The following is a 23,781-nucleotide window of genomic DNA, read 5'->3' as shown; positions in this document are numbered from 1 at the left end:
TCAACCTCTCGCCAGCGGCGGAATATCGCACGTTGGCTTGGCCGGCGGCTCCCCGCCGCCGGCCTGCCCCACCCGCTCGTACTCGGCGATCACCTGGGCTCCCAGCAGCAGCAGGGTGGCCGCGATCTCCAGCGAGAACATCACCACGATCGCGGTCGTCATCGAGCCATACACCAGGTTCACCTGCGACAAGGTCGAGAAATACCAGACCAGCACGTGGCGCGCGACCTCCCACAGCAGCGCCGCCGTCGCGCCGCCGATGAAGGCGTGCCAGATCGACAGCCGGCCCACCGGCATCACCAGGTAGATCGAAGTGAGCACCAGGATCTCGCCCGCCAGTCCCAGCAGATACAGCAACACCCCCGACACCCCGCCCAGCGACCACTTGTAGTTGAACAGCCATACGCTCTCGGACCCCATCACCTGCAGCGCGCCGGCGACCAGGGTCACCACCATGATGCCGATGCCCAGCGCCAGGATGTAGCAATACGGCAGCACCGCCGAGACCATGAAATGGCGGCGTCGAATCGCGACCCGGTGCACGAAGATCACGCTCATCGCATTTTCCAGCACGGTGAACGCGAGTGAGCTGAAGAACAGCATGGTCAGCGCCAGCACCCAGGTCAGCAACTGGCGGTCTTGCAGGAAGTTGGCGACCTCGGTCACGATCGGGCGTGACTGCCCCGGCACCAGCAGTTCGAGGTAGCGCCGCAAGGTGTCGAGCAATTCGTGCGGGTCGATGAAGTGAGACAGCACCACCACCACCAGCATCAGGAAGGGCACGATCGACAGCAGTGCGTAATAGGCGACCGCGCCGGCCAGCAGCAGGCCCTGGTTGGCGCGAAAGCCCTTGAGCACCTGCAGGGTGAACTTGAGGGGATGCGACAGGATGTAGATATTGGCGCGCTGGTCCTTCAGGCGCGCGCGCCAGTCACGCCGCCGGCTCATCTTGCCAGCCGGATGCCGGTGAACTGCCAGCGCGCGCCGGATGGGAAGAAATTGCGGTAGCTGGCGCGCGCATGGCCGTCGGGCGTGGCGCAGGACGAGCCGCGCAGCACGTACTGGTTGATCATGAACTTGCCGTTGTATTCGCCGATGGCGCCCGGCGCTGGCGCATAGCCGGGGTACGGCGCGTAGCTGCTGCTGGTCCACTGCCAGCATGCGCCGAACATCTGCTGCAGGCCGGTGCCATTGGCCGCCGCCGGATGATGCGCCGGCAGCGCGCCCAGGCTGGTTTGGCGCGCCGCGAATTCCCACTCGGCCTCGGTGGGCAGGCGGGCGCCGCGCCAGCGCGCATAGGCGTCGGCTTCGTACAGCGAGACGTGGGTGACGGGACGCTCGGGGTCGAGCGGCTGCACGCCGTGCAGCGTGAACTCGTGCCAGCCATCGTCCTGCTCGATCCAGTACAGCGGCTGCGTGATCTCGCCCGAACACACCCGGTCCCAGCCCTCGGCCAGCCACAGGGCGGGGTCGCGGTAGCCGCCGGCCTCGATGAACTCGCGGTATTCGCCATTGGTAACGAGGCGCGAGGCCAGCGCGAACGGCGCCATATAGGTGCGGTGGCGCGGCAGCTCGTTGTCGAAGCAAAAGCCCGTGCCCTTGTGGCCGATCTCGGCCAGGCCGCCCTCGAACGGCAGCCACTCGAGCTGCTGCGCCGGCTGGGAGGCCGCCAGGGGCTCGGCCGCATAGGCCGGATACAGGGGGTTCTGCGCCAGCAGGTGCTTGACGTCGGTGAGCATCAGCTCCTGGTGTTGCTGCTCGTGCTGCAGGCCCAGTTCGACCAGGGCCGCCAATTCGCTATCGATGCCGCGCGCGAGCAAGGCGTCCATGCGGCGGTCGACGTCATGGCGGTAGGCCTTCACCTCGTCCAGTGCCGGACGCGTGAGCAGGCCACGCTGCGGGCGCGGATGCTTGTCGCCGACGCCGTTGTAGTAGGAGTTGAAAATGACCCGGAACGCCGGGTGGAACGGCGCGAAGCCCGGCTCGCGCGGCTCGAGGATGAAGGTCTCGAAGAACCAGGTGGTGTGCGCCAGGTGCCATTTGATCGGGCTGGCGTCGGGCATCGACTGCGCGCAGCAATCTTCGTCGGACAACACCTCGGCCAGGTGCAGCGAACGGCCGCGCACCCGGGCGAAGGTGCGTGGCAGGCCCTCGTCGCGCAGCATGTTCATAGGGAAATTGCCTGTGCGTGGATCACGGCGAACCAGCGCTGCGGATCGGTCCAGACGCGGGTCGCCTCGAAACCGGAACGCTCCAGCAGCTTGATTGCGTCGGCCTGCTGGTATTTATAGCTGTTCTCGGTATGGATGCAATCGCCCGCCTCGAAGCGGCGCGCGCCGCCGCGCCAGTGCACCTCTTGCGCGGTGCGCGCCTCGAGGTGCATCTCGATACGTCCGCGCGCGGCGTTGTAGAAACCGTGATGGCGCCACTGGCGGATGTCGAAGTCGGCGTCGACCAACCCGTTCACATGACGCAGGATGTTCAGGTTGAAGGCGGCGGTCACGCCCAGCGCGTCGTCATAGGCGGCGTCGAGCGTCGCCTTGTCCTTGGCCAGGTCGATGCCAATCAGGATGCCGCCGTCCGGCCCACACTGCGCGCGCAGGCGCATGAGAAACTCGTGCGCCTGCTCGGGCGTGAAATTGCCGATCGACGAGCCGGGGTAGAAGAACAGGCGGCGCTCGGCGCGCACCAGGTCGGGCAGCTCGAAGCGGTTCGAGAAATCCATGCCCAGCGCTTCCATCGCGATCTGCGGGAATCGCTGGCGCAGCCGCGCCAGGGCGTCATGCGTGAATTCGCTGGAGATGTCGACCGCCACATATTGCGCCGGCAGCAAGAGCGGGAACAGCTTTGCGGCCTTGGCGCAGTTGCCGGCGCCGAGGTCGATCAGTGTGGCGCCACTGCCGGCCACGCGCGCGATCTCGGCGCCATGGCGTTCGAAGATCGCGGCCTCGGTGCGGGTCGGATAATACTCGGGCAGTTCGCAGATCGCCTCGAACAGCTTGGAGCCGAGCGCGTCGTACAGGAATTTGGGAGAAATGCAGGGTTCGGCCGCGCCGAGGCCCGCGTGCAGCTCTTGTGCATCGTGGGCGTTGGCGATCGCGGAGGTGGAGGCAGCCGTGGGCTTGTCCGATGTGCAGGATGTCAGCATAAGGTTTATCATTCGTGCCGCCACGCCGCACCATGCGAGATGGCATATGAGTTTAACGTCTATGTATTGCTGTTTTATCCATCATAGCGGATTCTCTATTTTTGCTGTGCGCGCCACAATTCTAGCGTGCTGGTAAATACCCGCCGTCCCATAGTGGGAAAAACAGTGGTCTTTTGCCATGTGGAATACTCATCCCGCGCTGTCGGGCATTTATAATTCGTTTCCACGTTTCATTAACCAGTACTTTAACCGGTACTTCGTCACCCATAAGAGCTCCCATGACCATGTCCATTCGCCGTCACGTCCTGAAAACCCTGTGTGCAGCCGTTGCTGGCACGATGCTGATCGCAGGCTCTGCTGCAGCACAGAGCAATGGCGTGCTGCGCGTCTCGGCCATCCCCGACGAATCGCCGACCGAACTGCAGCGCAAGTTCAAGCCGCTGGGCGAATACCTGGCCAAGGCCACCGGCCTGAAGGTCGAGTTTACCCCGGTGACCGACTACGCCGCCTCGGTCGAAGGCCTCATCAACCGCAAGATCGACATGGTCTGGTTCGGCGGCTTCACCTTCGTGCAAGCCAATGTGCGCAGCAAGGGCCAGGTCACCCCGCTGGTGCAGCGCGAGGAAGACGAGAAATTCCGCTCGGTCTTCATCACCACTGCGCCAGGCATCACCAAGCTGGAAGACCTGAAGGGCAAGACCCTGGCCTTCGGTTCGGAATCGTCGACCTCGGGCCACCTGATGCCGCGCTCGTTCCTGCTGCAAGCCAAGGTCAACCCGGACACCGACCTGAAGCGCATCGCCTTCTCGGGCGCGCATGACGCGACCGTGGCGGCCGTGGCCGGAGGCAAGGTCGATGCCGGCGCGCTGAACATCTCGGTCTGGGAAAAGCTGGTCGAGACCAAGAAGGTCGATCCGAAACAGGTGCGCGTGTTCTACACCACCCCGGGCTACTTCGACTACAACTGGACCGTACGTACCGATATGGATCCGGCGCTCAAGAAGAAGATCACCGACGCCTTCCTGGCGCTGGACGGTTCGACCGCCGAAGGCAAGCAGATCCTCGACCTGCAGCGCGCGACCAAGTTCGTGCCGACCAAGACCGCCAACTATGGCGCGATCGAAGCCGCTGCACGCAATGCGGGCCTGCTGAAGTAATACCGGAAGGATCACCATGGCGACCTACCGCCTGCGCGGCCTGACCGTGCGCCACCTGGCCGGCAGCCGCGCGCCGGCCCTGCACGCGCTCGACCTCACGATCCGCGCCGGCGAGCAGGTCGCCCTGATCGGCCCTTCCGGGGCCGGCAAGACCACCCTCTTGTCCACCCTCGCCTGCGCCCACCGGCCGGCCGAGGGCACCCTCGAAATCCTGGGGCAGGACCCGTGGCAGTTAAGCGGGGCCGAACGCCACCACCTGCGTGCGCGCCTGTTCCTGGCGCCGCAGGCGCCGCCGCTGCCAGCGCGCCAGCGCGTGGTCACCGCGGTGCTGGCCGCGCGCCTGCCGCACTGGTCGCTGTGGCAGGCCCTAGCCTCGCTGGTGCGTCCGCAGGATCCCGCCGCCGCGCATGCCGCGCTGGCGCGCTTTTCGCTGGGCGACAAGCTGTATGCGCGGGTCGACCGCCTGTCGGGCGGCGAACGCCAGCGCTGCGGCCTGGCGCGCCTGCTGCTCTCGAACGCCGAAGCGCTGCTGGTCGACGAGCCGATCTCGGCGCTCGACCCGGCGCTGGCGCGCCACACCCTGGCCACCTTGCGCCAGGAAGCGCAACAACGGGGGGCGACCCTCGTGTGCAGCCTGCACCAGGTCGACCTGGCGCGCGAGCAGTTCGCTCGCCTGGTCGGCCTGCGCGACGGCCGCATCGTGTTCGATGCGGCGCGCGACGACGTCAGCGACGCCATGATCGCCGAGCTGTACGCCAACGAGCAGGTCGAGACGGCGCCCGCCACCCCGCACGAGACACCCGGCCAGATCGCCGTCGGCGCCTGCTTCTGATGAGCCCCACTGCAGTCCTTCACCGCGATCCCGCGTGGCGCAGTCGCGTCACCTGGGCCGCGATCTTCGTCGTCCTGCTGTACCCGCTGCTGGCGGGCGCCGAATTCAAGCCCTGGCTGCTGTTCGACGCGCAAAGCCTGCGCGCGGCCGGGATGTTCCTGTCCGATTTTCTGGTGCCCGCCGCCGACCCCGAATTCCTGGCCATGGTGCTGCGCGAGACCTGGCAGACAGTGGCGATCGCCACCGCCGGCCTCACGCTGGCCTTGCTGGTGGCGATTCCCGCCACCTTCGTCATCACCGAACGCCTGTCGATCTCGCGCCTGGGCACCGGCCGCGTCCATCCGTTCGCGGCGCTCGTGCGCCAGTGCCTGCGCTGGATCCTGATGATCCTGCGCTCGGTGCCCGAGCTCGTGTGGGCGCTGCTGTTCGTGCGCATCGTCGGCCTGGGGCCGACCGCCGGCGTGCTGGCGATTGCCCTGTCGTACAGCGGCATGCTGGCCAAGGTGTATGCCGAGATCCTCGAGTCGAGCGACGCCCATGCCACCGACATCCTGCTCGCCAATGGCAGCGGCAGATTGCCGGCGCTGCTGTACGGCGCCCTGCCCGACTCGAGCGCCGAACTGGTGTCGTACACGGTGTACCGCTGGGAGTGCGCAATCCGCGGCTCGGCGGTAATGGGCTTCGTCGGCGCCGGCGGCCTGGGCCAGCGCCTGGACGAATCGACCAAGATGATGGCTGGCGGCGAAGTCGCCACCATGCTGATCATGTTCGTGCTGCTGGTGGCGGCGGCCGACCTGGTGTCCAAACTGCTGCGCCGGAGGCTGGGATGAAGCAATCTACGTTGCCACCGGCGCCGCCGCGCGACCTCACGAGCTGGCTGATCCTGCTTGGCCTCCTGGCGCTGGTCGTGGCCAGCTTCGCCTCGCTGCCACTGCAGTGGAGCGCCTTCTTCACCGCCGAGGCAATCGATTCGGCGCGCGAATTCCTGGCCGGCTTCGCACCGCCCGAGACCAGCAGGCCTTTCCTCATGAAGGCACTGGGCGCGCTGTGGGAGACGCTGGCCATGTCGGCCATCGGCACCCTGCTCGCCGCCATCGTCGGCCTGCCGCTGGCGCTGGCCGGCGCCGGACGCCTGGGCCGCGTGGCGCGCGCCGCCACGCGCCTGGTGCTCAATGTGCTGCGCTCGATTCCCGAACTGGTGTGGGCCGCGGTGCTGCTGGTGCTGGCCGGCCTGGGACCGATGGCCGGCACCATGGCGCTGGCCGCGCACACCGCCGGGGTGCTGGGACGGCTGTTCGCCGACGCCCTGGAAAACGTCGAACCGCATGCCGAAGAGACCCTGCGCACCAATGGCGCGCGGCCGCTGGCGGCCTTCCTGTACGCTACGCTGCCCCAGGCGCTGCCGCAGATGCTGTCGTACACGCTGTACCGCTGGGAGAACAATATTCGCGCGGCGGCGGTGCTGGGCGTGGTCGGGGCCGGCGGCCTGGGCCAGATGCTCAAGTACCACCTGTCGCTGTTCCAGATGCCCAGCGCGGCCACCGTGGTGATCGCGATGCTGGTGCTGGTGGCCCTGGTCGATGCGGCCAGCTATGCGCTGCGGCGCGCCCTGACCCGATAGACCTACCTCGACCTGCATGCTCGAACTCGACCAGCTCACCAAATCCTACGGCGGCCGCACGGTGCTGGCGCAGCTGTCGCATGTGTTCGAGGCCGGCGAGTTCGTGGCGATCATGGGCGAATCGGGTGTCGGCAAATCCACCCTGCTCAACCTCATCGCGGGCCTCGACACGCCCGACGCCGGCCAGGTGATCGTGGACGGCGCGCCGATGTCCAGCCTCGACGACGATGCCGCCACCCGCCTGCGGCGCACCCGCATGGGCTTCATCTTCCAGGCCTTTCACGTGCTGCCGCACCTGACCCTGCGCCAGAACGTGGCGCTGCCGCTGCTGCTCAACAAGGAGCCCGCCGGGCGGGCCGACCTGATGCTGGACGCCGTCGGCCTGCAAGGACGGGGCGACGATTTCCCGCGCCAGCTTTCGGGCGGCGAACTGCAGCGGGTGGCGATCGCGCGCGCCCTGGTGCACCGCCCGGCCCTGCTGCTGGCGGACGAACCGACCGGCAACCTCGATCCCGAAACGGCCGACGTCATCCTCCAGCTATTACGCCACGAGACCCGCGCCCACGGCGCCGGGGCCATCATGGTCACCCACTCGCACGCCGCGGCCGCCATGGCCGACAAGGTGCTGCTGCTCACGCATTCCGGACTGAAATTAGCATAAGTTCCTGGAAGAAACGCACAATTGCAGCATTTTTAGTTAAATTTCGCGAATCGTGCGCAACATAATCGTAGTAATATCACAACGACCCGCCGCGAAAAGCGAATACAACAAGCCGGGCTACTTTTCCAGAACAATCGATCTGTCTTGAATCATGTTTTCATATTGGAGAATCGACATGACGGTACGACAGAAAAAACAGGAAATGCTCGAGGCCATGCATCGAGCGCGCGCGCTTGAACCCTCGAGTTTCGTGCCCAACAAACTGCTCGACACGCTGATCGAGCGCCTGCAGCTGAAGAACGACGCGGAGCTGTGCCGCGTGCTCGAAGTGCAGCCGCCGATCATCAGCAAGATCCGCCACCGCAAACTCAATGTCGGCGCGACCATCCTATTGCGCATGCACGAGAAATCGAATATCCCGATCCGCGAACTCAAGGAATTGACGAGCGCGTCGGCGATCCACTAGCGCGTGTTCATCCCTGCGCCGACGGACGCCCGGTCTTGAGCTGGGGCAGCGCCGCCAGCACGCCCTGCAAGGTGGCCACGTCGAGCTGGCCCAGCAGGGCCACGCCGATGCGCAGCAGTTCGCTCTTCTTGACGTCGATGCCGGCCCGCAAACAGGCCTGCTTGACTTCTAGCAGCACCGCGTATTCCCCCTCGGGCATGGTGAAGCTGTCGCGCACCAGCACCGGACGCACATCCTGGACGGGGGCGCGCTCCACGGCCTTTGTTGCGGGCTTGGATGCGGGCTTGGCTACTGCCTTCCTGGTCGGTGGGTTCGCGAGCGCCCTGGCGGCCGACTTGACCGCCGTCTTGAGTCCGCCCTTCGTCGGTGCGACCTTGGCGGCTGGCCTGGCTGCAGGCTTGGCCGCGGACTTCGCCACCGTCCTGGCCGCCGGTTTTGGAGTGGCGCTCTTCGCCCTGGGGCGCTGCGCGCGCGTTGCTGCTGGTTCGGGCGCGGTCGCCGGCTTGCGTGGCATGGTGCTGCTCCATCGTTGCGAGGGCAAATAGTATAAACGATTTAGCAAATTCCCGCAGGGCAGCGTACATACCGCGCGCTTGCTGCCGTCGGCGCCGATCGGTGTCACAATACGATCTTCATAGGAGCGGCTTTCTGTTTTTCAGAAGTATTCATTCTGCAAACTCCGCTTTTATGGGAAGGCATCCTGTATTATTCTTTCGAGCGGACAACTCTGCTGTAAACTCCGCGCGATGTAGAAACTTTTTGAGGAAAACGTGATTCAATCCGGGCCAGTATGCGCAACAAAGCTCATTTGATCCTGCCGGTGCTGTTCGCCATCGCCCTGGCCTTCCTGTTGCAGCATTTTCTTGGATCGATCGCCTGGGCCGGCCTGCTGGCGGTGATCACCTGGCCGTTGCACCAGCGCCTGCTGCGCCGCGGCTGGGCGCCGCTGGCCAGCGCCAGCTTCATGCTGCTGCTCCTGATCGTCAGCTTCGTCGGACCGTCGGTGCTGCTGTTCCACACGCTCACCTACGAGCTGGCGAGCCTGCAGCGCATGCTCATCAGCTTCAACCAGACCGGGGTGCCGGTGCCGGACTGGCTGGCCAACCTGCCGCTGGTGGCCGAACCCGCCGTCAAATGGTGGCTCGAGCACCTCGCCGTGCCGGGCGGGCTCAACGCCCTGGTCCGCACCACGGTGGGCGACTTCATGCCGCACCTGACCGACACCGCGCGCGTCTGGGGTTCCACGATCCTGGCCAACGCCCTGTACCTGTTCCTCACCCTGCTCACGCTGTTCGTGCTGTACGTGCACGGCTCGGCCGTCATGCACTATATCGACCGCGCTGGCGCGCGCCTGCTGCCCGACCAGTACACCAAGCTGCGGCGCGTGCTGCCGCTATCGGTGCGCGGCACCGCGCTGGGGCTCGGTTCGATCGCGATCCTGGAAGGCATCGTGCTGGGCGTGGCCTACTGGGTGGCCGGCGCGCCGGCCCCGGTGCTGCTGGGCGTGATCACCGGCTACCTGGCCCTGATCCCGGGCGGCGCGCCGCTGTCGTTCACGATGGTCTCGCTGCTGCTGTTCGGCCAGGGCCATTCGGCCGAGGCGCTGGGCCTGTTCACCTGGGGCGCGGTCGAGCTGTTCCTGGTCGATAAATTCATCCGCCCGAAACTGATCGGGCAGCGCGTCAACCTGCCCTTCCTGGCGGTGCTATTCGGCCTGCTGGGCGGCGTCTCGACCCTGGGTGTGATCGGCCTGTTCGTTGGCCCGCTGATGATGGCGATCCTGTTCGGCTGGCTGCGTGACGAGCCGCCGGGCACGGCGCTGCTGACGGTGCCGCCGCCGCAGGCGCCAGCCGAAGCGTCAGACGACGCCGGGCGGGTGCGCTAGCGAATCAACCAGCGCGGCGGTGCCCACCGCCGCCGCCCGCTGGTGCAAATCCCATAGTGCGCCGACGCGCAGGCCGGCCTGCACCGCGACCAGCGCGGCAATGTCGAGTTCTTCCATCAAACCGATCAGGATCGCCAGCCCGCCCGGCAGGTGCGACGCCCGCTCGGCCGCCGGATAGGCCAGCCGCACGCCGGCCACGCGGCCGATCCGGATGAAGTCCGTGCGCAGGCGTTCGAGGCCGGCGCGACTCAACACCCCTTGCTCGCCGTGCTGTTGTGCGATCTCGGCCAGTGCGCGCACCGTGCCGCAGGCGCCATATGCCTGCTGCCAGCGCTGGGCGCCCAGCCTGGCCTCGGCGAAGCGACTGCGGCTCGAACGCACCGCGGCGTCGAAACCGGCGGCGTCCAGGAGTCCATCGGGGAAGAAAGTCAGGCTCTGGCGCACGGCGCCGACGGCGAACGATTCGATGCGCCGGATCGTGGCGCCCTGCCCCAGCACCAGCTCGGTCGAGCCGCTGCCGATATCCACCACCAGCCGGGCAGCGGTATCCGGTGCGCCGAGCGAGGCCGCCACGCCCAGGTAGACCAGGCGCCCGGCTTCGTCGCCCGCAATGAGTTCGATCGGTCGGCCCAGCGCCTTGCCGGCCGCGGGCAGGAACAGCGCCGCATTGCGTGCCATGCGCATGGCCGAGGTGGCCACCACGCGCACCGCCTGCGGGCGCCAGGCGTCGAGCGCGCCGCGGAAGGCGTCGAGGCAGTCCAGCGCCCGCCGCATCGCGACCGTGCACAGCATCCCGTCCTCGTCGAGCGTCGCGGCCAGCCGGACCGGCTCGGCCATGGTGGCGACCAGGCGCAGCACGCCGTCCTCGACATGCCCGACGTGCAGGCGGAAACTGTCCGAGCCCAGCTCGACGGCGGCGTAGACAGGTGGTTCAGATGATTCGATCGATGAGGCTTGCATGGCATGTCCAGTTGAACAGGCCGCAGGATAAGCCGCGTCCGTGACATGCGCGTGACGGCGCGGTGCGAACTCTCCCTTGGGAGAGACCGCTCAAACCTCGGCCAGCGTCTCGCTGGCCAGCTCCACCCGGTTGCGTCCCGCCTGCCGGGCCTGCTGCAAGGCCTCGTCGGCGCGCTGGAACAGGGTCGTGGTGCTGTCCTCGGGGCGGATGGTGGTGACGCCGAAGCTGGCGGTCAGCTTGATCATCGCGCGCTCGCCCTTGAATGGCGTCGATTCGATCGCAGCGCGGATGCGCTCGGCCACCAGCGCGGCATCAAGAAGGTTGGTGCGCGGCAGCAGGAGCGCGAACTCCACCCCGACCACGCGGCCCAGCTGGTCGCTGTCGCGTAGCTGGCGCCGGCACAGCTCGACCATCTGGCGCAGCACGACGTCGCCGGCCGGATGGCCGTAGCTATCGTTGACGCGCTTGAAGCCGTCCGGATCGAACACCACCAGCGCGGTCGGCATGCCCGGGCGGCGCGCCAGCGCCATCCACGGGCCCAGGAGCTGGAAGAAGCCGCGCCGGTTCGGCGCATCGGTCAGCGGATCGACCACCTCGGCGCGCTCGAGCGCGTCCTGCAGGCGTTCGCGCGTCAGGAGCAACACGCCGAAGGCATTGCCGAGCATGAGCAGGTACAGGGCGCCGCTGGACAGCTGGCCCAGCAGCTCGCTCGTCAGCCAGCCCCAGCCGCCCGGCAACAACAGCACCGACAGGCCGCGCGCGGCCACCACCAGGGCCAGCGCCATGCTGGCCAGCGCCAGGAAGCGCTGCAGCAGGCTGACGTTGCGCCAGCGCCAGGCCAGGGCCAGCGCGCCCGAGAAATAGAAGCCGCCCAGCAGCAGCGAGGCCGCCACGGCGCGCAAGGCTTCCTCGTCGATCAGGTAGCACAGGAAGAAACCCAGGATCGCGAGGCCGCCGACGACGATGGTCGGGGTGCGCCAGGCGCGCCGCCGCGCCGCCTCCCACGAGGCGCCGCCTTCGACCGCCACGCCGGCGAACAGCAAGGCATAGCCGCCCGGCACCGCGATCGGGGCCGGCACCACGCCGGCGTCGCCCAGGGCCAGCAGCAGCCAGGCGCCGCCCTGGATCTGTTTCGACAGGCTCCACAGCACCAGCGCCGGCGAGCGGGTCGGTCCGTGATTGAAGAAGGTCAGCAGCGCGCACAGGGTCAGGTTGCCCAATGCCAGTACCAGGACCATGGTCGACGCGTCCAGCATCATTGTGTCAGTACTCATGTTCGACGTTCAGGGTGCCGTCGCCGACCTTGCTGGCCCAGGCGCGGGTGAAATAGTCCCGCTCCGCATCCAGGGGCGGTTCGTGCCAGAACACGATCAGGGTGCCCTTGTGATCGTGCAGCTGGGTGACCTTATCGACGAAACCGCCGTCTCCAACGCCGTCCGCCAGCGCTGCCGCGTAGCCGTACACGCGCTGCAGCCGCTCCAGGCGGTCCGGCTCGGCCACGGCATTGGTCGCGGTCATGGTGGGATGGTCCAGGAACATGGGCTCTTTCGTCGCAGCAGCCAGCTTATCAGAAGAAGATGCTTTGCAACAAGCCAACTCTTCCGCCTCGACGTTGCTCCCGGACATCAACCTCAGCCGGCGAAGCGGTTGAACACCTCGCGGATGGCCAGGCCGCCGCCGCCGATCAGGACGGCAAAATACAGGATCGTCACGACATTGCTGACGTGGCCCAGCAGGATGCACAGGCCGTCGCGCTGCAGCAGGCCGATGGCCAGGAACAGGATCGCCACCGCCGGGAAGGTATTGCTGAATGGAATCAGACCGAAGGGCATCATCAGCAGCACGGCGCCGAGGATCAGGGCCAGGTTGTTAATGAACGCCATGGTGCCGTCGGCCACCAGCCACTGGATGCGGTTTGGACGGCTGACCCGTTCGAGCTTTTTCAGCCACGACAAGGCCTTGCGCAGCAGCGGGCGCAGCTTGCGGGTGCCGATGATGCGGTGCTCGATCTTCGACGGAATCCACAGGTTGCGGCCGAACAGGCGGCTGACGCTGATGAGCAGGATGGCGGCGCCGAACACGGTGCTCACGCCCGGGATCGACACCGGGATCAGGAACACCAGCGTCAGCAGGGTGACCAGGATCAGCAGGCCATCGTTACCGACGCGCTGTATCAGTTCGCTGAGGGTGATGCCGGTGCGCGGCAGGGAACGGACGAGCGAGCGGAGCGTCTGGGAAATCGGGGCACTGTTCATTGCGTTTCTATTCCTGGTGTCAATGACGGAGCGACAGTATACGCGTTACCCGGCGCTGGCACCGCCGATTGCGGGGCAATCGTCATTGTGCACCGCGCCGCGCCGTCACACCGCATGCGAATCCGCATCCATTTGCGTTGGGCCGACGTTGTTGTCAATACATGCCAAACCGCGGCATTGTGTTTACTGAACTGCAACTCTCCCAACCCGAAAGGATCGCCATGAAATATGCTTTTGCATTGGTCGCACTTGCCTGTGCCTTACTTGCACCCGCCCATGCCGCCGTCGTCCATACCTCGTCCGCCGCCTTCCTGTCGCAGGTGGCGGGAGGCGCCTATACCGAGACCTTCGACACCGCCCTCTCGGATGCTCCGCGCGCGCTGGACTTCGCGCAAGGAGATTACGCCTATACGGCGTTTGCCGGTCGCGGCCTGTACGGGGACGGTAACTTCCTGAGCACGTCGACTTCCCCCAGTTCGCTGACCATCTCGTTCACGGGCGCCGCCGTCACCGCCTTCGGCGCCAATTTCTACAATACCGGCATCGATCTGGCCTTCCGCGCGACCGAGATCATCATCGCGCTCAGCGACGGCACGATCACGCGCTTCACACCCAGCTCGGTCGAGGACAGCTACCGCGGCTTCACGTCGGACGTCGCCATCGCCTCGGTCACCCTCAGCAGCATGGGCCGGGAGAATTTCGCCAGCCTCGACAACCTGACGGTTGGCGCCTGGACCGGTGAAGGGCCGGGCGAAGTGCCCGAGCCAGCCAGCCTGGGCCTGATCGGCATCGGCCTGGCCGGCCTGCTCGGCGTGCGCCGCCGCGCATCGTCGGCCAATTAGCGTTCGCGCAGCAGCTTGAACTGCCGGGCCTGGCGGTGGTGGCCGGCGACCGACTGCTTGATATACCGCGTCAGCGCGTCGCCGGTGAGCGAGAACGGATACAGGCCGGCGCGGGCCCTTTTGTCGGCAAATTCCGGGCTGGCCTCCATATTATCGAAAGCCTTCACCCAGCGCCGGTAATCGGCCTCGCGCACGTCCGGCCCCATCCACACGCCGCGGATCACGGGCCAGACCACGTCGTAGCCCTGCTCGCGCGCGGTCTTCACACCGGCCAATGCCCCCGGCAGGCGCTGTTCGGACAGCACCGCCAGCACCCTCACCTTGCCACCGCCCGTGTACAGCAAGGCCTCGGAGGTGTCGCCCGACACCGCCTGCACGTGATTTTCCTGCATCGCGATGAATTGCTCGCCGCCGCCCTCGAGGGCGACGAAACGCATCTTGCGCGGGTCGATGCCGGCCATCTGCGCGAGCAGCGCCATCTTGATCCAGTCCTGGCTGCCGACCGTGCCTGACATGCCGATCAAGACTTTTTTGGGATCGCGCTTCAGGGCGTTCAGCAGGTCGTCGAGCGACTGCCAGGGCGAATCGGCGCGCACCGCGATCATGCCGTAGTCGGCGCCGAAGGCCGCCACCCAACGCACGTCGTCGACGTCGGCGTCGCCGAATTTACCGAGGGCGAGATTGAGCACCGAACCGCCGGAAAAGGTGACCAGGGTATTGGCTTCGGCGCGGCGCTGCGACACGATCGTGTGCCAGGCCACGGCGCCCACCCCGCCAGGCAAGTAGCTCAGCTGCAGCTCGCGCGCCCCGGGCTGGCCGTGCAGGGCTTTCTGGGCCAGCTTGCAGGTCAGGTCCATCCCGCCGCCGGGCTTGGATGGGATCAGGCATTCGGCGCGCGGCTGGGCGCCGCCTGGCGCGGCCAGCGCCAGGCCCAGGATGGCGAGGAGGATGTGCACGAATCTCATGGGACGCATGATAGCGCCATGCCGGCCGCAGTGACGGTCCGCCTCAGAAACGATGCTGCATGCCAGCCGTGATGCCGGTCTGGGTCGAGCCGAAGCCCGGCTCGTCGCGCGACAGGCCGACCAGCTGGCCGTGGTCGGCTTTTGCATGCGCGGCCGACACGTAGAGCGTCGTCCGTTTTGACAGCGCGAGCATGCCGCGCACGACGAACATCGTAGGGTCGGCGTCTTCCAGCACGGGTACGTCCTTCGTATTGACGTGATAAACGGCGCCGGTCAGGGTTACGTTGTCGATCGTGCGCGAGATGCCGCCCCAATAGGTGTCGGCGCGCAGGTCGGCGCCGGCGCGGGCCGCTTCGAGCTTGAAGCCGCGCATGCCGGCGGTGTAGCGCCATTTGCCCGTCTGATAATCCGCCGCCAGATGGTAGGCGGTGGTCTCGTCGCGCGCGGGCACGCCGGCAACGGCGTTACCATTGATCTGCTCATACGAGGCCATCAGGCCCAGGCCGCGCTCGTTGAACCACGAGCCGCCCACCGCCAGCTTGCGGCCTTCGGCCAGGCTGCCCGAGCGCTCGCCCAGGCCGACCGTGGCGCCATAGGTGAAGCCGCCGCTCTTGCCGGTGTACTTGACCAGGTTGTCGAACTGGGTCGTCATGCCGTACTTCGATGGCCCGGTGGCGCTGGCGCCGGTGGCCCAGGAATAATTGGGGGCGAAGCCCAGCGGATCGAACTTGATCACCAGTTCATAGGTGGTAGTGAACGAGCGGCCGATGACGAGGCGCCCGAGCGAACCGTCCAGGCCGACCCAAGCCTGGCGCTTGAACACGGCGCCGTCGCTTTCACCGGTATCCATCAGGATGCCGCCCTCGAGCTGCCAGATCGCCTTGAGGCCGCCACCGAGGTCTTCGCTGCCGCGAAAGCCCCAGCGCGAGGTGTTCTTGCCGCCCGAGATCACGCGCACCATGTTGCCGCCGTCCTCGCCGGCGTGGTTGACGTATTCGACGCCGGCATCGATCAGGCCATAGACCTGTACATTGCTCTGGGCGTGGGCGGAATGGTTCAGGGAAAGCGCTGCCAGGACGGCGAGCGCGAGGGCCGACTGCTTCATGATGTCTCCGGATTTTGTTATGGTTGTGCTGCTTTATCGCTCGACTATATGCGCGGCTACCTTTCAGTTTGCTTTCAATATTGGCTCCACTTTCGTGCCGGATGAATTGGCTGCCAACCATCACCGCGTGGACGGCGGAGCCGTCCACCCTACCGCCGTCCGCCCTTTCCGCTTACACTGGCGCGATGAGAATCCTGCTAGTTGAAGACCACGTCGAGCTGTCGCACTGGGTGTCGAAGGCGCTGCGCGACGCCCACCTGACCGTCGAATGCGCGAGCACCGGCGCCGATGCCGACGCCCTGCTGCACACCCAGGACTACGCGCTGGTGATCCTGGACCTGACCCTGCCGCGCATGGATGGCCTGGACGTGCTGCGCCGCCTGCGCGCCCGCGGCGGCGCGCGCGGCGGCACGCCGGTGCTGATCCTGACCGCGCGCGGCGGCCTGGAAGACAAGGTGCAGGGCCTGAACCTGGGCGCCGACGACTACCTGGCCAAACCGTTCGAGCTGGCCGAGCTCGAAGCGCGCGTCAAAGCGCTGCTGCGCCGGCGCAGCGGCAACGAGGCGCTGGTGCACCGCTGCGGCCAGCTCGCCTTCGACACCGTCTCGCGGATGTTTTCCTATTGCGGCGAGCCGCTGGCGCTGACGCCGCGCGAACACGCCGTGCTCGAAGCGCTGATCGCGAGGCCGGGCCGCGCGCTGTCGAAGGAAAAGCTGTTCCAGGAAGTGTTCGCGTTGAGCGACGACGCCAATCTGGACGCCATCGAGCTGTACATCCACCGCATCCGCAAAAAGCTCGAACGCCCCGGCGGCGACGCCGCCATCGTCACCCTGCGCGGCATCGGCTACCTGATGCAAGAAAAACCCGCCTGAGGCCATGGCCCAGCGCATCTCCCTGCTGCAACGCGCGGCGGCCCGGCCGCTCGGCAGCCTGCGCCAGCAGCTGCTGCGCTGGCTGATCTTGCCGCTGGTGGCGCTGGTCGCGGCGAATGCCGTGTCACTGTACCGCGACGCGCTGGAAGCGGCCGACGTGGCCTACGACCGCTCGCTGCTGTCGTCCACGCGCGCGCTGGCCGAACGCGTGACGGTGAGAGACGGCAAAGTGGTGGCCAACGTGCCTTATGTGGCGCTGGACAGTTTTGAGACCGACACCCTGGGCCGCATCTACTACAAGGTCACCGGCCTGGATGGCGAGACCGTCAGCGGCTACGGCGACCTGCCGCCGGTGCCGGCCGACGTGCCGCGCAGCGACCTGTACCCGGCCCTGGTGCGCTTCTACCACGCCAGCTACAACGGCGAGCCGGTGCGCATCGCGGCCTTGCTGCAGCCGGTCTACGACGATTCGATGCGCGGCATCGCCCTGATCCAGGTCGGCGAGACGCTCGACGCCCGCAACGCCCTGTCGCGCGACATCCTCCTCAACACCCTGTGGCGCCAGGCCTTGCTGGTGCTGGCGGTGGCGGCGCTGGTGTGGTTCGCGGTGCGCCTGGTGCTGCGGCCGCTGATGCGGCTCAAGAACGAGGTCGAGACGCGCCCGCTGTCCGACCTGTCGACCATCGACCAGGCCCTGGTGCACAAGGAGGTGCGGCCGCTGGTGGCCGCCATGAACGGCACCATGGCGCGCATGCAGGACCTGATCGCCAGCCAGCGCCGCTTCATCGCCGATGCCTCGCACCAGCTGCGCACCCCGCTCGCGGTGCTCAAGACCCAGGCCGCGCTGGCCCTGCGCGAAAACGATCCGGCGGCGATGCGCGCCATCGTCGCCTCGATCGCCGGCACCACCGACTCGGCCATCCACCTGGCCAACCGCCTGCTGGTGCTGGCGCGCATCGAGCACGGCGGCGGCTCGGAGCTGGCGCGGCCGGTGGCGCTGGCGGCCATTGCGCGCCAGGTGGGCCTGGAACTGGCCCTGCCGGCGGTGCAAAAGGGCATCGACCTGGCGCTCGAGGCAGAGGCCAACGCCGACACCACGGTCGTCGGCCAGGAATTGCTGCTGCACGAACTGGTGGCCAACCTGGTCGACAACGCGATCCGCTACACACCGGCGGGCGGCAGCGTGCTGCTGTGGGTGAGTCGGCGCGACGATCGTATCGTTCTGGCGGTGAGCGACAGCGGTCCCGGCATCACCGAGGCCGAGATCGACAAGGTGGTGATGCCCTTCTACCGCGCCCAGTCCACGCTGGAAGCCAATCCCGGCGGCACCGGGCTGGGGCTGGCCATCGTGCGCGACGTCGCCAGCCTGCACGGCGCCACCCTGGCGCTCAGCCGCGCGGAGGCCGGCGGCCTTAAGGTGGAAGTGATCTTCGATGCGCCGCGCGCTGAAAGCTGATTGAAAGCTTGCGCGGCCTATAGTTGGCGAAAACGGGGGCCTACCCCACAACGACAACGATCGGAGACATCATGAAGCAGCCGGCTTTCGCGCGCGCCGTCCTGGCCACGCCATCCCTTATCCCTCGCGGAGCATGACATGCTGACCATCCTCGCCTATTCGATGGTCGTCGTCTTCATGTTCCTGATCATGACCAAGCGCCTGCCGGCGCTGGTGGCGCTGATCGTCGTGCCGATCGCCTTCGGCCTGATCGGCGGCTTCGGCGCCGGCCTGGGGCCGATGATGCTGGACGGGATCCGCTCCCTGGCGCCGACCGGCGTCATGCTGATGTTCGCCATCCTGTATTTCGGCGTCATGATCGACGCCGGCCTGTTCGATCCGATCGTGCGCATCATCCTGAAACTGGTGCAGGGCGACCCGATGAAGATCGTGGTCGGCACCGCTGCGCTGGCGATGTTCATCTCGCTCGACGGCGACGGCGCCACCACCTATATGATCACGGTGTCGGCCATGTTGCCGCTGTACATGCGCCTGGGGATGAGCCGCCTGGTGATGGCCTGCGTCATCATGCTGGCCGGCGGCGTCTTCAACATCCTGCCCTGGGGCGGTCCGACGGCACGCGCCGCCACCGCGCTGGGCGTGGACGTGAGCGACATCTTCGTGCCGATGATCCCGGCGATGGCGGTGACCGCCGTATGGGTGCTGTTCGTGGCCTATATGCTGGGTATGAAGGAACGCAAGCGCCTGGGCACCGTGAGCCTGCCGGGCCAGGCCAGGGCCGAGGTCAGGAAAGCGGCGCCGGCGCCCGTCCTGCAGCCGGCCTTCGCTGAACTCGCCGTAGCCGGCAGCATGAACGGCACCACCGGCCAATGGAGCCCTGCGCCAGCCGCCGCGCGCGAAGGCAATGTGCACGCCTTCTCGGCCGGCCGCATCGAGGCGGATGCCGGCCCGGTCGGCGGGTCGGGCGGCTCGGGCAATTCCGGCGGTGGCGACGAGCCGCCGGTCGGCGTATCCTCGCCCGACACCGCGCGTCCCAAGCTGATCTGGGTGAACTTCCTGTTGACGGTGGCGCTGCTGGTGCTGCTGGTGCTGGGCGCCCTGCCGCTGCCGGTGCTGTTCATGATCTTCTTCGCAATCGCCATCACCGTGAACTATCCGGGCCTGGAAGCGCAGAAGGCGCGTATCGAGGCGCATGCGGCCAATGTGCTGCCGGTGGTCTCGCTGATCTTCGCGGCCGGCATCTTTGTCGGCATCCTGCAGGGCACGAAAATGGTCGACGCCATCGCCCTGAGCGTGATCGCCGCGGTGCCGGACTGGATGGGGCCTTATATGGCGATCGTCACCGGCCTTCTCAGCATCCCGTTCACCTTCTTTATCTCGAACGACGCCTTCTATTTCGGCGTGGTGCCGGTGCTGGCCAAGGCGGCCGAGGTGTATGGCATCACGGCGGCGGAAATCGGCCGTGCCTCGGTGATCGGCCAGCCGGTCCACCTGCTCAGCCCCCTGGTCGCTTCGACTTACCTGCTGGTCGGCATGTGCAAGGTCGAATTCGGCGACCACCAGCGCTATACCCTGATCTGGTCGATCTCGGCCTCGCTGGTAATGCTGGTGGCCGCCGTCATCTTCGGCGTGGTGCCGCTGATGGGGCCGGGCGCCTGACACCACGATGCGGGCGGCGCCAACCGGGCGCCCCGCTCGCATATACTTTGCCGCATGCCCGCTCCCCTCGACCGCCCCGCCACCGACGACACCCGTCCTCCCCTGGTACGCACCGAGGGCGACCGCCGCACCCTCGAGTTCACCCCAGGCGACGTCCAGAGCGAAATGCTGCTCTCGCGCCCCGACGCGCTGGTGCTCGAATACACGCGCGCCATGATGTGCTTCGCGCTGTTCGTGCCCGATCCACGCCACATCGTGATGGTCGGCCTGGGCGGCGGCTCGCTGGCCAAATTCTGCCACCGCCATTTTCCGCGCGCCCGCATCACCGTGCTCGAGATTCGCGATGACGTGATCGCCCTGCGCGACCAGTTCTGCCTGCCGCCCGACGACGCCCGCCTGCGCGTCCTGCACTGCGATGCGGCCGACTACCTGGCGCGCATGCCGGGCTGCTGCGACGTGCTGCTGGTCGATGGCTTCGACAGCCAGGGCCTGCCGTCAGCCCTCGCAGGCAGCGCCTTTTATGCCGCCTGCCGGCGCGCCCTGCATCCGGGCGGCGTGCTGGTGGCGAACGTGTTTACCTACGATCCCCAGTATGCGGGCGCGCTGCAGCGACTGCGCGCCGCCTTCGACGGCCGCTTGGCCTGGTTTGCCCGCATCGCCGGCAATAACCGCATCCTGTTCGCGATCCGCCCCGCCCACCCGGGCGCGACGCCGGGGCGCGGCGAACGCCTGCTTACCCGCATGGCATGCAAGGAAGACCGCGGCCTGGGCTGGAGCAACCGCTTGCTGGCGCGCCTGCTGGTGGCCTGGCTGGCGCGGCGCCGGATGTGAGCGTGTGGACGAATTGTCTCGCACGATACGATTCGTTTGCGAGCTAATCGGGTTTATGACACACTTGCGCGGATTAATGCCTACCGGCAAGCAGTTTTCGTTTAACACCTACACTGTCACACCCAGGAACACGACCCGATGCCGCGCCGACCGATCCGTTCACTGACACTCGCGGCGGCCCTCACCCTGGGCGGCGGCCTGGCCGCTTCCTTCGGCCTGTTCGTGGGCGTCAGCCACCTCGAGTACGACAATATGGCGCTGGCCTTCGCCCAGCGCGCCGACGAGCGGGTGGCGGCGGTGCGCCAGGGGATGGACGGGGCGATCGAAGTGCTGGCGGTGACCAACCAGCTGTTCTCGAATGGCGAGCCGGTCAGCCGCGAACGCTTCGCCGACTTCACCTCGCGCCTGCTGGAGCGGCACCGCTTCATCCAGGCCTTCCATTACCACCGGGTGGTGCCGGCCCAAGAGCGCGCGGCGGTCGAGGCCGAGCTGCAGCGCGTGCGGCCGGGCGCCGTCCTGACGGAAATGACACCGAACGGCCTGGCGCCGGCGCCGGCGCGCGGCCGCTACCACGTGATCGAGTACGTCGAGCCGATGGCCGGCAACGAGGGCGCCTTCGGCCTGGACCTGGGCCGCGATGCATCGCTCATGACCGCGCTCGACGAAGCGAAGAACAGCGGCCAGCCTACCGCCACCAGCCTGTTTACGCTCAGGCGGACGGGGACCACGGTCTTCGACCTGGTCATGCCGGTGCTCGGCAAGCGCGGCGAACTGCTCGGCAATACCGCGGTCGTCGTTCGGGGCAAGGAACTGATCCACCAATCGCTGCTCGAGACCGGCCTGCTGGACCGCACCGATATCTTCGTGTCGGTGTATGCCGGCGAACGGGCCGATCCGGCGGCGCTGCTGATGTCGACCGGTCCCACCGGGCCCCGGGCGCGCCCGGCGCTCGCCAGCTGGCTGCGGCCGGACCATGGCGAGCGCGCCACCGTGCTGCAGGCCGGCGGACGCCCTTGGCGGGTCGAGGTCGCCGCCGCGCCGCGCCCCTTCCTGGCCGACCACATGGCCTCGGTGGCGTTGCTGGTGGGCGGCATCCTGGTGACCCTGCTCGGCACCGCCTTCGTCCAGTCGGCGGGCATGCGCGCGCGCAAGGTCCAGCAGCTGGTGCGCCAGCGCACCTCGGACCTGCGCCGCAGCAACCGTCACCTGATCGAGGACATGGCTGCGCGCGAGCGCGCCGAAAAAGCGCTGCTGCAAAGCGAGCAGCGCTTCCGCCAGCTGGTCGCGATGTCGTCCGACTGGTACTGGGAGCAGGACCAGGATTTCCGCTTCACGATGATCACCGGCGGCTTCACCGAGAAGTCGGGCGTGGCGGTCCAGGGCCTGCTCGGCAAGACCCGCTGGGAATACGTGCAGGGCCTGCTCGACAGCGAGAGCGGGCGCGAACACCTGGCCAGGATGCAGGCCCATGAAGCCTTCGCGAACCTCGAATACCAGATCGTCGACGACCGCGGCGACACCCGCTGGTTCTGCGTGAACGGCCAGCCCGTCTTCGATGACGATGGCGTGTTGCAGGGCTACCGCGGCACTGGCAGCGACATCACCGAACGCAAGCTGACCGAGCAGCGCGTGCACCACGTGGCCCAGCACGACGTGCTGACCGGCCTGCCCAACCGCTCGCTGCTGCAAGACCGCCTGGGCCAGGCGATCGCCTACGCCAATCGCAGCGGACGTCCGGTATGGGTGATGCTGATCGACCTCGACCGCTTCAAGTTCGTCAACGACAGCATGGGCCACAAGGCCGGCGACGTGCTGCTGGTGACGGTGGCGGCGCGCCTGCGCTCGTCGCTGCGCGACGCCGACACCGTGGCGCGCCTGTCGGGCGACGAATTCGTGGTGATCCTCAACGAGCACGCCGACGAGCCGCTCAATCCGGCCATCGTGCAGCGGGTGATGGATGCCGTGGCGCAGCCAGTCATGCTCGGCAACAAGGAGTTCTTCGTCACCTGCTCGATCGGCGTGGCGGTGTATCCAAGCGAAGGCACGTCGAGCGACAACCTGATCGAACATGCCGACATCGCCATGTACCGCGCCAAGAAACTGGGCCGCAATAACTTCCAGTTCTATACCCCGGCCATGAACGAGGAATCGCTGGAGCGGGTGCGCATCGAAAGCGCGCTGCACAATGCCCTCGAACGCGATGAATTCGTGCTGCACTACCAGCCGCAGGTCGACCTCAAGAGCGGCCAGATCGTGGGCATGGAAGCGCTGATCCGCTGGAACCATCCGGAGCTGGGCATGGTGCCGCCGAGCCGCTTCGTCGGCGTGGCCGAGGAGACCGGCCTGATCGTCCAGATCGGGGCATGGGTGATGCGCACCGCCTGCGCCCAGAACAAGGCCTGGCAGGACGCCGGCTTGCCGCGCCTGCGGGTGGCGGTGAACCTGTCGGCACGCCAGTTCGGCGCCCCCGACCTGCTGCAAAGCCTGGAATCGGCCCTGAACGACACCGGCCTGGACCCGGCCTGCCTCGAGATCGAGCTGACCGAAAGCCTGTTCATGAGCGACGTCACGCCGGCGGTGGAGTTGCTGCACCGGATGAAGGCGCTCGGGGTGAACCTGTCGATCGACGATTTCGGCACCGGCTACTCGAGCTTCTCCTACCTGTCGCGCTTCCCGATCGACGTGCTCAAGATCGACCGCTCCTTCGTGGCCGACATCACGCATGACGCCAACGACGCCGCGATCGTGACCTCGATCATCGCCCTGGCCCACAACCTGAAACTGGCGGTGATCGCCGAGGGCGTGGAAACGGCGGAACAGCTCGATTACCTGCGCAGCCGCGGCTGCGACGAGATGCAGGGCTATTACTTCAGCAAGCCGCTGGTGGCCCATGAATTCGAACAGATGCTGCGCCAGCGCCGCGCGCTGCCGGCGCAGATCGTCGAGCAGGAAGCGTCGCTACCCGTCTAAATACGTGCGTGGCATCGCACCCGAGGCGGCGCCGCAACGCCTTTATCCACGCAGCATCAAAATTGCTTTCTCGAAAACATTTCCATAGCCATTTG

23 protein-coding genes are annotated in these 23,781 nt (G+C 67.1%); 13 read left to right on the top strand and 10 right to left on the bottom strand.

From position 1 onward, the window contains the following. The 3 genes from AC3A6F_RS22245 to egtD are packed head-to-tail and all read right to left on the bottom strand — an operon-like array spanning nt 1 to nt 3,148. Complete coding sequence (locus AC3A6F_RS22245) at nt 1-948, bottom strand: YihY/virulence factor BrkB family protein (RefSeq protein WP_487685095.1); 948 nt, start codon at nt 946-948, stop codon at nt 1-3. After that, nucleotides 945-2,171, bottom strand: coding sequence for an ergothioneine biosynthesis protein EgtB (gene egtB, locus AC3A6F_RS22240; RefSeq protein ID WP_487685092.1), 1,227 nt, complete (start codon nt 2,169-2,171; stop codon nt 945-947). The genes AC3A6F_RS22245 and egtB overlap by 4 nt, the downstream gene beginning before the upstream one ends. Beyond that, on the bottom strand, nt 2,168-3,148 hold the full coding sequence (egtD, locus tag AC3A6F_RS22235) for an L-histidine N(alpha)-methyltransferase (protein ID WP_487685089.1): 981 nt from the start codon (nt 3,146-3,148) through the stop codon (nt 2,168-2,170). The genes egtB and egtD overlap by 4 nt, the downstream gene beginning before the upstream one ends. A gap of 278 nt (nt 3,149-3,426) precedes the next feature. Here egtD and AC3A6F_RS22230 point away from each other — a divergent pair, with 278 nt between their 5' ends. The 6 genes from AC3A6F_RS22230 (at nt 3,427) to AC3A6F_RS22205 (ending at nt 7,885) form a co-directional block, all read left to right on the top strand. Continuing rightward, on the top strand, nt 3,427-4,305 hold the full coding sequence (locus AC3A6F_RS22230; RefSeq protein ID WP_487685087.1) for a putative selenate ABC transporter substrate-binding protein: 879 nt from the start codon (nt 3,427-3,429) through the stop codon (nt 4,303-4,305). Between the two features lie 16 nt (nt 4,306-4,321). Next, nucleotides 4,322-5,137 carry a phosphonate ABC transporter ATP-binding protein gene (locus AC3A6F_RS22225; RefSeq protein WP_487685084.1) on the top strand — a complete coding sequence of 272 codons (816 nt, stop codon included), beginning with the start codon at nt 4,322-4,324 and terminating at the stop codon, nt 5,135-5,137. After that, nucleotides 5,137-5,967 (top strand): PhnE/PtxC family ABC transporter permease, encoded by an 831-nt coding sequence (locus tag AC3A6F_RS22220; protein WP_487685081.1) that lies wholly within the window; start codon nt 5,137-5,139, stop codon nt 5,965-5,967. Before AC3A6F_RS22225 ends, AC3A6F_RS22220 begins: the two co-directional genes overlap by 1 nt. Next, entirely contained in the window at nt 5,964-6,758 is a 795-nt protein-coding gene (gene phnE / locus AC3A6F_RS22215; RefSeq protein WP_487685078.1) for a phosphonate ABC transporter, permease protein PhnE, read from the top strand. Before AC3A6F_RS22220 ends, phnE begins: the two co-directional genes overlap by 4 nt. Before the next feature lie 16 nt (nt 6,759-6,774). Beyond that, nucleotides 6,775-7,419: an ABC transporter ATP-binding protein gene (locus tag AC3A6F_RS22210; RefSeq protein WP_487685075.1), complete on the top strand. Its 645-nt coding sequence runs from the start codon at nt 6,775-6,777 to the stop codon at nt 7,417-7,419. Between the two features lie 175 nt (nt 7,420-7,594). Next, on the top strand, nt 7,595-7,885 hold the full coding sequence (locus tag AC3A6F_RS22205) for a hypothetical protein (protein WP_123068909.1): 291 nt from the start codon (nt 7,595-7,597) through the stop codon (nt 7,883-7,885). A gap of 7 nt (nt 7,886-7,892) precedes the next feature. On the opposite strand, the gene AC3A6F_RS22200 is transcribed toward AC3A6F_RS22205, so the two are convergent. After that, the gene (locus AC3A6F_RS22200) at nt 7,893-8,399 is read right to left on the bottom strand and encodes a hypothetical protein (protein WP_487685072.1); all 507 of its coding nucleotides are present in this window, start codon (nt 8,397-8,399) and stop codon (nt 7,893-7,895) included. A gap of 276 nt (nt 8,400-8,675) precedes the next feature. On the opposite strand from AC3A6F_RS22200, the gene AC3A6F_RS22195 reads away from it, so the two are divergent. Next, complete coding sequence (locus AC3A6F_RS22195) at nt 8,676-9,770, top strand: AI-2E family transporter (RefSeq protein ID WP_487685070.1); 1,095 nt, start codon at nt 8,676-8,678, stop codon at nt 9,768-9,770. Here AC3A6F_RS22195 and AC3A6F_RS22190 read toward each other — a convergent pair. The 4 genes from AC3A6F_RS22190 to AC3A6F_RS22175 all read right to left on the bottom strand — a co-directional run bounded on the left by AC3A6F_RS22190 (nt 9,744) and on the right by AC3A6F_RS22175 (nt 12,986). Next, the gene (locus tag AC3A6F_RS22190; protein ID WP_487685067.1) at nt 9,744-10,730 is read right to left on the bottom strand and encodes a Ppx/GppA phosphatase family protein; all 987 of its coding nucleotides are present in this window, start codon (nt 10,728-10,730) and stop codon (nt 9,744-9,746) included. The two genes, AC3A6F_RS22195 and AC3A6F_RS22190, sit on opposite strands and share 27 nt — an antisense overlap. Nucleotides 10,731-10,820: 90 nt before the next feature. Then, the gene (locus AC3A6F_RS22185; protein WP_487685064.1) at nt 10,821-12,005 is read right to left on the bottom strand and encodes a GGDEF domain-containing protein; all 1,185 of its coding nucleotides are present in this window, start codon (nt 12,003-12,005) and stop codon (nt 10,821-10,823) included. Next, nucleotides 11,995-12,270, bottom strand: coding sequence for a hypothetical protein (locus AC3A6F_RS22180; RefSeq protein ID WP_487685061.1), 276 nt, complete (start codon nt 12,268-12,270; stop codon nt 11,995-11,997). The genes AC3A6F_RS22185 and AC3A6F_RS22180 overlap by 11 nt, the downstream gene beginning before the upstream one ends. A gap of 92 nt (nt 12,271-12,362) precedes the next feature. Further along, a complete protein-coding gene (locus tag AC3A6F_RS22175) occupies nt 12,363-12,986 on the bottom strand; it encodes an exopolysaccharide biosynthesis protein (protein ID WP_487685058.1) in 624 nt (207 codons plus the stop codon). 221 nt (nt 12,987-13,207) lie between these two features. Here AC3A6F_RS22175 and AC3A6F_RS22170 point away from each other — a divergent pair, with 221 nt between their 5' ends. After that, the gene (locus tag AC3A6F_RS22170) at nt 13,208-13,828 is read left to right on the top strand and encodes a PEP-CTERM sorting domain-containing protein (RefSeq protein WP_487685055.1); all 621 of its coding nucleotides are present in this window, start codon (nt 13,208-13,210) and stop codon (nt 13,826-13,828) included. On the opposite strand, the gene AC3A6F_RS22165 is transcribed toward AC3A6F_RS22170, so the two are convergent. Together AC3A6F_RS22165 and AC3A6F_RS22160 are read right to left on the bottom strand one after the other, a co-directional pair. After that, a complete protein-coding gene (locus tag AC3A6F_RS22165) occupies nt 13,825-14,793 on the bottom strand; it encodes a tripartite tricarboxylate transporter substrate binding protein (RefSeq protein ID WP_487685149.1) in 969 nt (322 codons plus the stop codon). The genes AC3A6F_RS22170 and AC3A6F_RS22165 overlap by 4 nt on opposite strands. A gap of 43 nt (nt 14,794-14,836) precedes the next feature. Continuing rightward, a complete protein-coding gene (locus AC3A6F_RS22160) occupies nt 14,837-15,898 on the bottom strand; it encodes a porin (protein WP_487685052.1) in 1,062 nt (353 codons plus the stop codon). A gap of 185 nt (nt 15,899-16,083) precedes the next feature. Between AC3A6F_RS22160 and AC3A6F_RS22155 the strand changes: the two genes are divergently transcribed. From AC3A6F_RS22155 to AC3A6F_RS22135, 5 genes are all read left to right on the top strand, one after another. Continuing rightward, complete coding sequence (locus tag AC3A6F_RS22155) at nt 16,084-16,770, top strand: response regulator (protein ID WP_040777660.1); 687 nt, start codon at nt 16,084-16,086, stop codon at nt 16,768-16,770. A 4-nt stretch (nt 16,771-16,774) separates the two neighbouring features. After that, nucleotides 16,775-18,226 carry a sensor histidine kinase gene (locus AC3A6F_RS22150; protein ID WP_487685049.1) on the top strand — a complete coding sequence of 484 codons (1,452 nt, stop codon included), beginning with the start codon at nt 16,775-16,777 and terminating at the stop codon, nt 18,224-18,226. A 138-nt stretch (nt 18,227-18,364) separates the two neighbouring features. After that, nucleotides 18,365-19,885, top strand: a complete 1,521-nt coding sequence (locus tag AC3A6F_RS22145) for a CitMHS family transporter (protein WP_487685046.1) — start codon at nt 18,365-18,367, stop codon at nt 19,883-19,885. A 54-nt stretch (nt 19,886-19,939) separates the two neighbouring features. After that, nucleotides 19,940-20,716 carry a fused MFS/spermidine synthase gene (locus AC3A6F_RS22140; protein ID WP_487685043.1) on the top strand — a complete coding sequence of 259 codons (777 nt, stop codon included), beginning with the start codon at nt 19,940-19,942 and terminating at the stop codon, nt 20,714-20,716. A 138-nt stretch (nt 20,717-20,854) separates the two neighbouring features. Further along, nucleotides 20,855-23,686 carry a bifunctional diguanylate cyclase/phosphodiesterase gene (locus AC3A6F_RS22135; protein WP_487685040.1) on the top strand — a complete coding sequence of 944 codons (2,832 nt, stop codon included), beginning with the start codon at nt 20,855-20,857 and terminating at the stop codon, nt 23,684-23,686. Nucleotides 23,687-23,781 lie beyond the last annotated feature (95 nt).

Source organism: Massilia sp. Soil_C_3 (assembly GCF_057657035.1).
This window is presented reverse-complemented; position numbering and strand designations above follow the sequence as displayed.

Bases quoted from the DNA above. Each gene is read 5' to 3' on its own strand.
- AC3A6F_RS22245 (WP_487685095.1), bottom strand. From the start codon at position 948: ATGAGCCGGCGGCGTGACTGGCGCGCGCGCCTGAAGGACCAGCGCGCC.
- egtB (WP_487685092.1), bottom strand. From the start codon at position 2,171: ATGAACATGCTGCGCGACGAGGGCCTGCCACGCACCTTCGCCCGGGTG.
- egtD (WP_487685089.1), bottom strand. From the start codon at position 3,148: ATGCTGACATCCTGCACATCGGACAAGCCCACGGCTGCCTCCACCTCC.
- AC3A6F_RS22230 (WP_487685087.1), top strand. From the start codon at position 3,427: ATGACCATGTCCATTCGCCGTCACGTCCTGAAAACCCTGTGTGCAGCC.
- AC3A6F_RS22225 (WP_487685084.1), top strand. From the start codon at position 4,322: ATGGCGACCTACCGCCTGCGCGGCCTGACCGTGCGCCACCTGGCCGGC.
- AC3A6F_RS22220 (WP_487685081.1), top strand. From the start codon at position 5,137: ATGAGCCCCACTGCAGTCCTTCACCGCGATCCCGCGTGGCGCAGTCGC.
- phnE (WP_487685078.1), top strand. From the start codon at position 5,964: ATGAAGCAATCTACGTTGCCACCGGCGCCGCCGCGCGACCTCACGAGC.
- AC3A6F_RS22210 (WP_487685075.1), top strand. From the start codon at position 6,775: ATGCTCGAACTCGACCAGCTCACCAAATCCTACGGCGGCCGCACGGTG.
- AC3A6F_RS22205 (WP_123068909.1), top strand. From the start codon at position 7,595: ATGACGGTACGACAGAAAAAACAGGAAATGCTCGAGGCCATGCATCGA.
- AC3A6F_RS22200 (WP_487685072.1), bottom strand. From the start codon at position 8,399: ATGCCACGCAAGCCGGCGACCGCGCCCGAACCAGCAGCAACGCGCGCG.
- AC3A6F_RS22195 (WP_487685070.1), top strand. From the start codon at position 8,676: ATGCGCAACAAAGCTCATTTGATCCTGCCGGTGCTGTTCGCCATCGCC.
- AC3A6F_RS22190 (WP_487685067.1), bottom strand. From the start codon at position 10,730: ATGCAAGCCTCATCGATCGAATCATCTGAACCACCTGTCTACGCCGCC.
- AC3A6F_RS22185 (WP_487685064.1), bottom strand. From the start codon at position 12,005: ATGAGTACTGACACAATGATGCTGGACGCGTCGACCATGGTCCTGGTA.
- AC3A6F_RS22180 (WP_487685061.1), bottom strand. From the start codon at position 12,270: ATGTTCCTGGACCATCCCACCATGACCGCGACCAATGCCGTGGCCGAG.
- AC3A6F_RS22175 (WP_487685058.1), bottom strand. From the start codon at position 12,986: ATGAACAGTGCCCCGATTTCCCAGACGCTCCGCTCGCTCGTCCGTTCC.
- AC3A6F_RS22170 (WP_487685055.1), top strand. From the start codon at position 13,208: ATGAAATATGCTTTTGCATTGGTCGCACTTGCCTGTGCCTTACTTGCA.
- AC3A6F_RS22165 (WP_487685149.1), bottom strand. From the start codon at position 14,793: ATGAGATTCGTGCACATCCTCCTCGCCATCCTGGGCCTGGCGCTGGCC.
- AC3A6F_RS22160 (WP_487685052.1), bottom strand. From the start codon at position 15,898: ATGAAGCAGTCGGCCCTCGCGCTCGCCGTCCTGGCAGCGCTTTCCCTG.
- AC3A6F_RS22155 (WP_040777660.1), top strand. From the start codon at position 16,084: ATGAGAATCCTGCTAGTTGAAGACCACGTCGAGCTGTCGCACTGGGTG.
- AC3A6F_RS22150 (WP_487685049.1), top strand. From the start codon at position 16,775: ATGGCCCAGCGCATCTCCCTGCTGCAACGCGCGGCGGCCCGGCCGCTC.
- AC3A6F_RS22145 (WP_487685046.1), top strand. From the start codon at position 18,365: ATGCTGACCATCCTCGCCTATTCGATGGTCGTCGTCTTCATGTTCCTG.
- AC3A6F_RS22140 (WP_487685043.1), top strand. From the start codon at position 19,940: ATGCCCGCTCCCCTCGACCGCCCCGCCACCGACGACACCCGTCCTCCC.
- AC3A6F_RS22135 (WP_487685040.1), top strand. From the start codon at position 20,855: ATGCCGCGCCGACCGATCCGTTCACTGACACTCGCGGCGGCCCTCACC.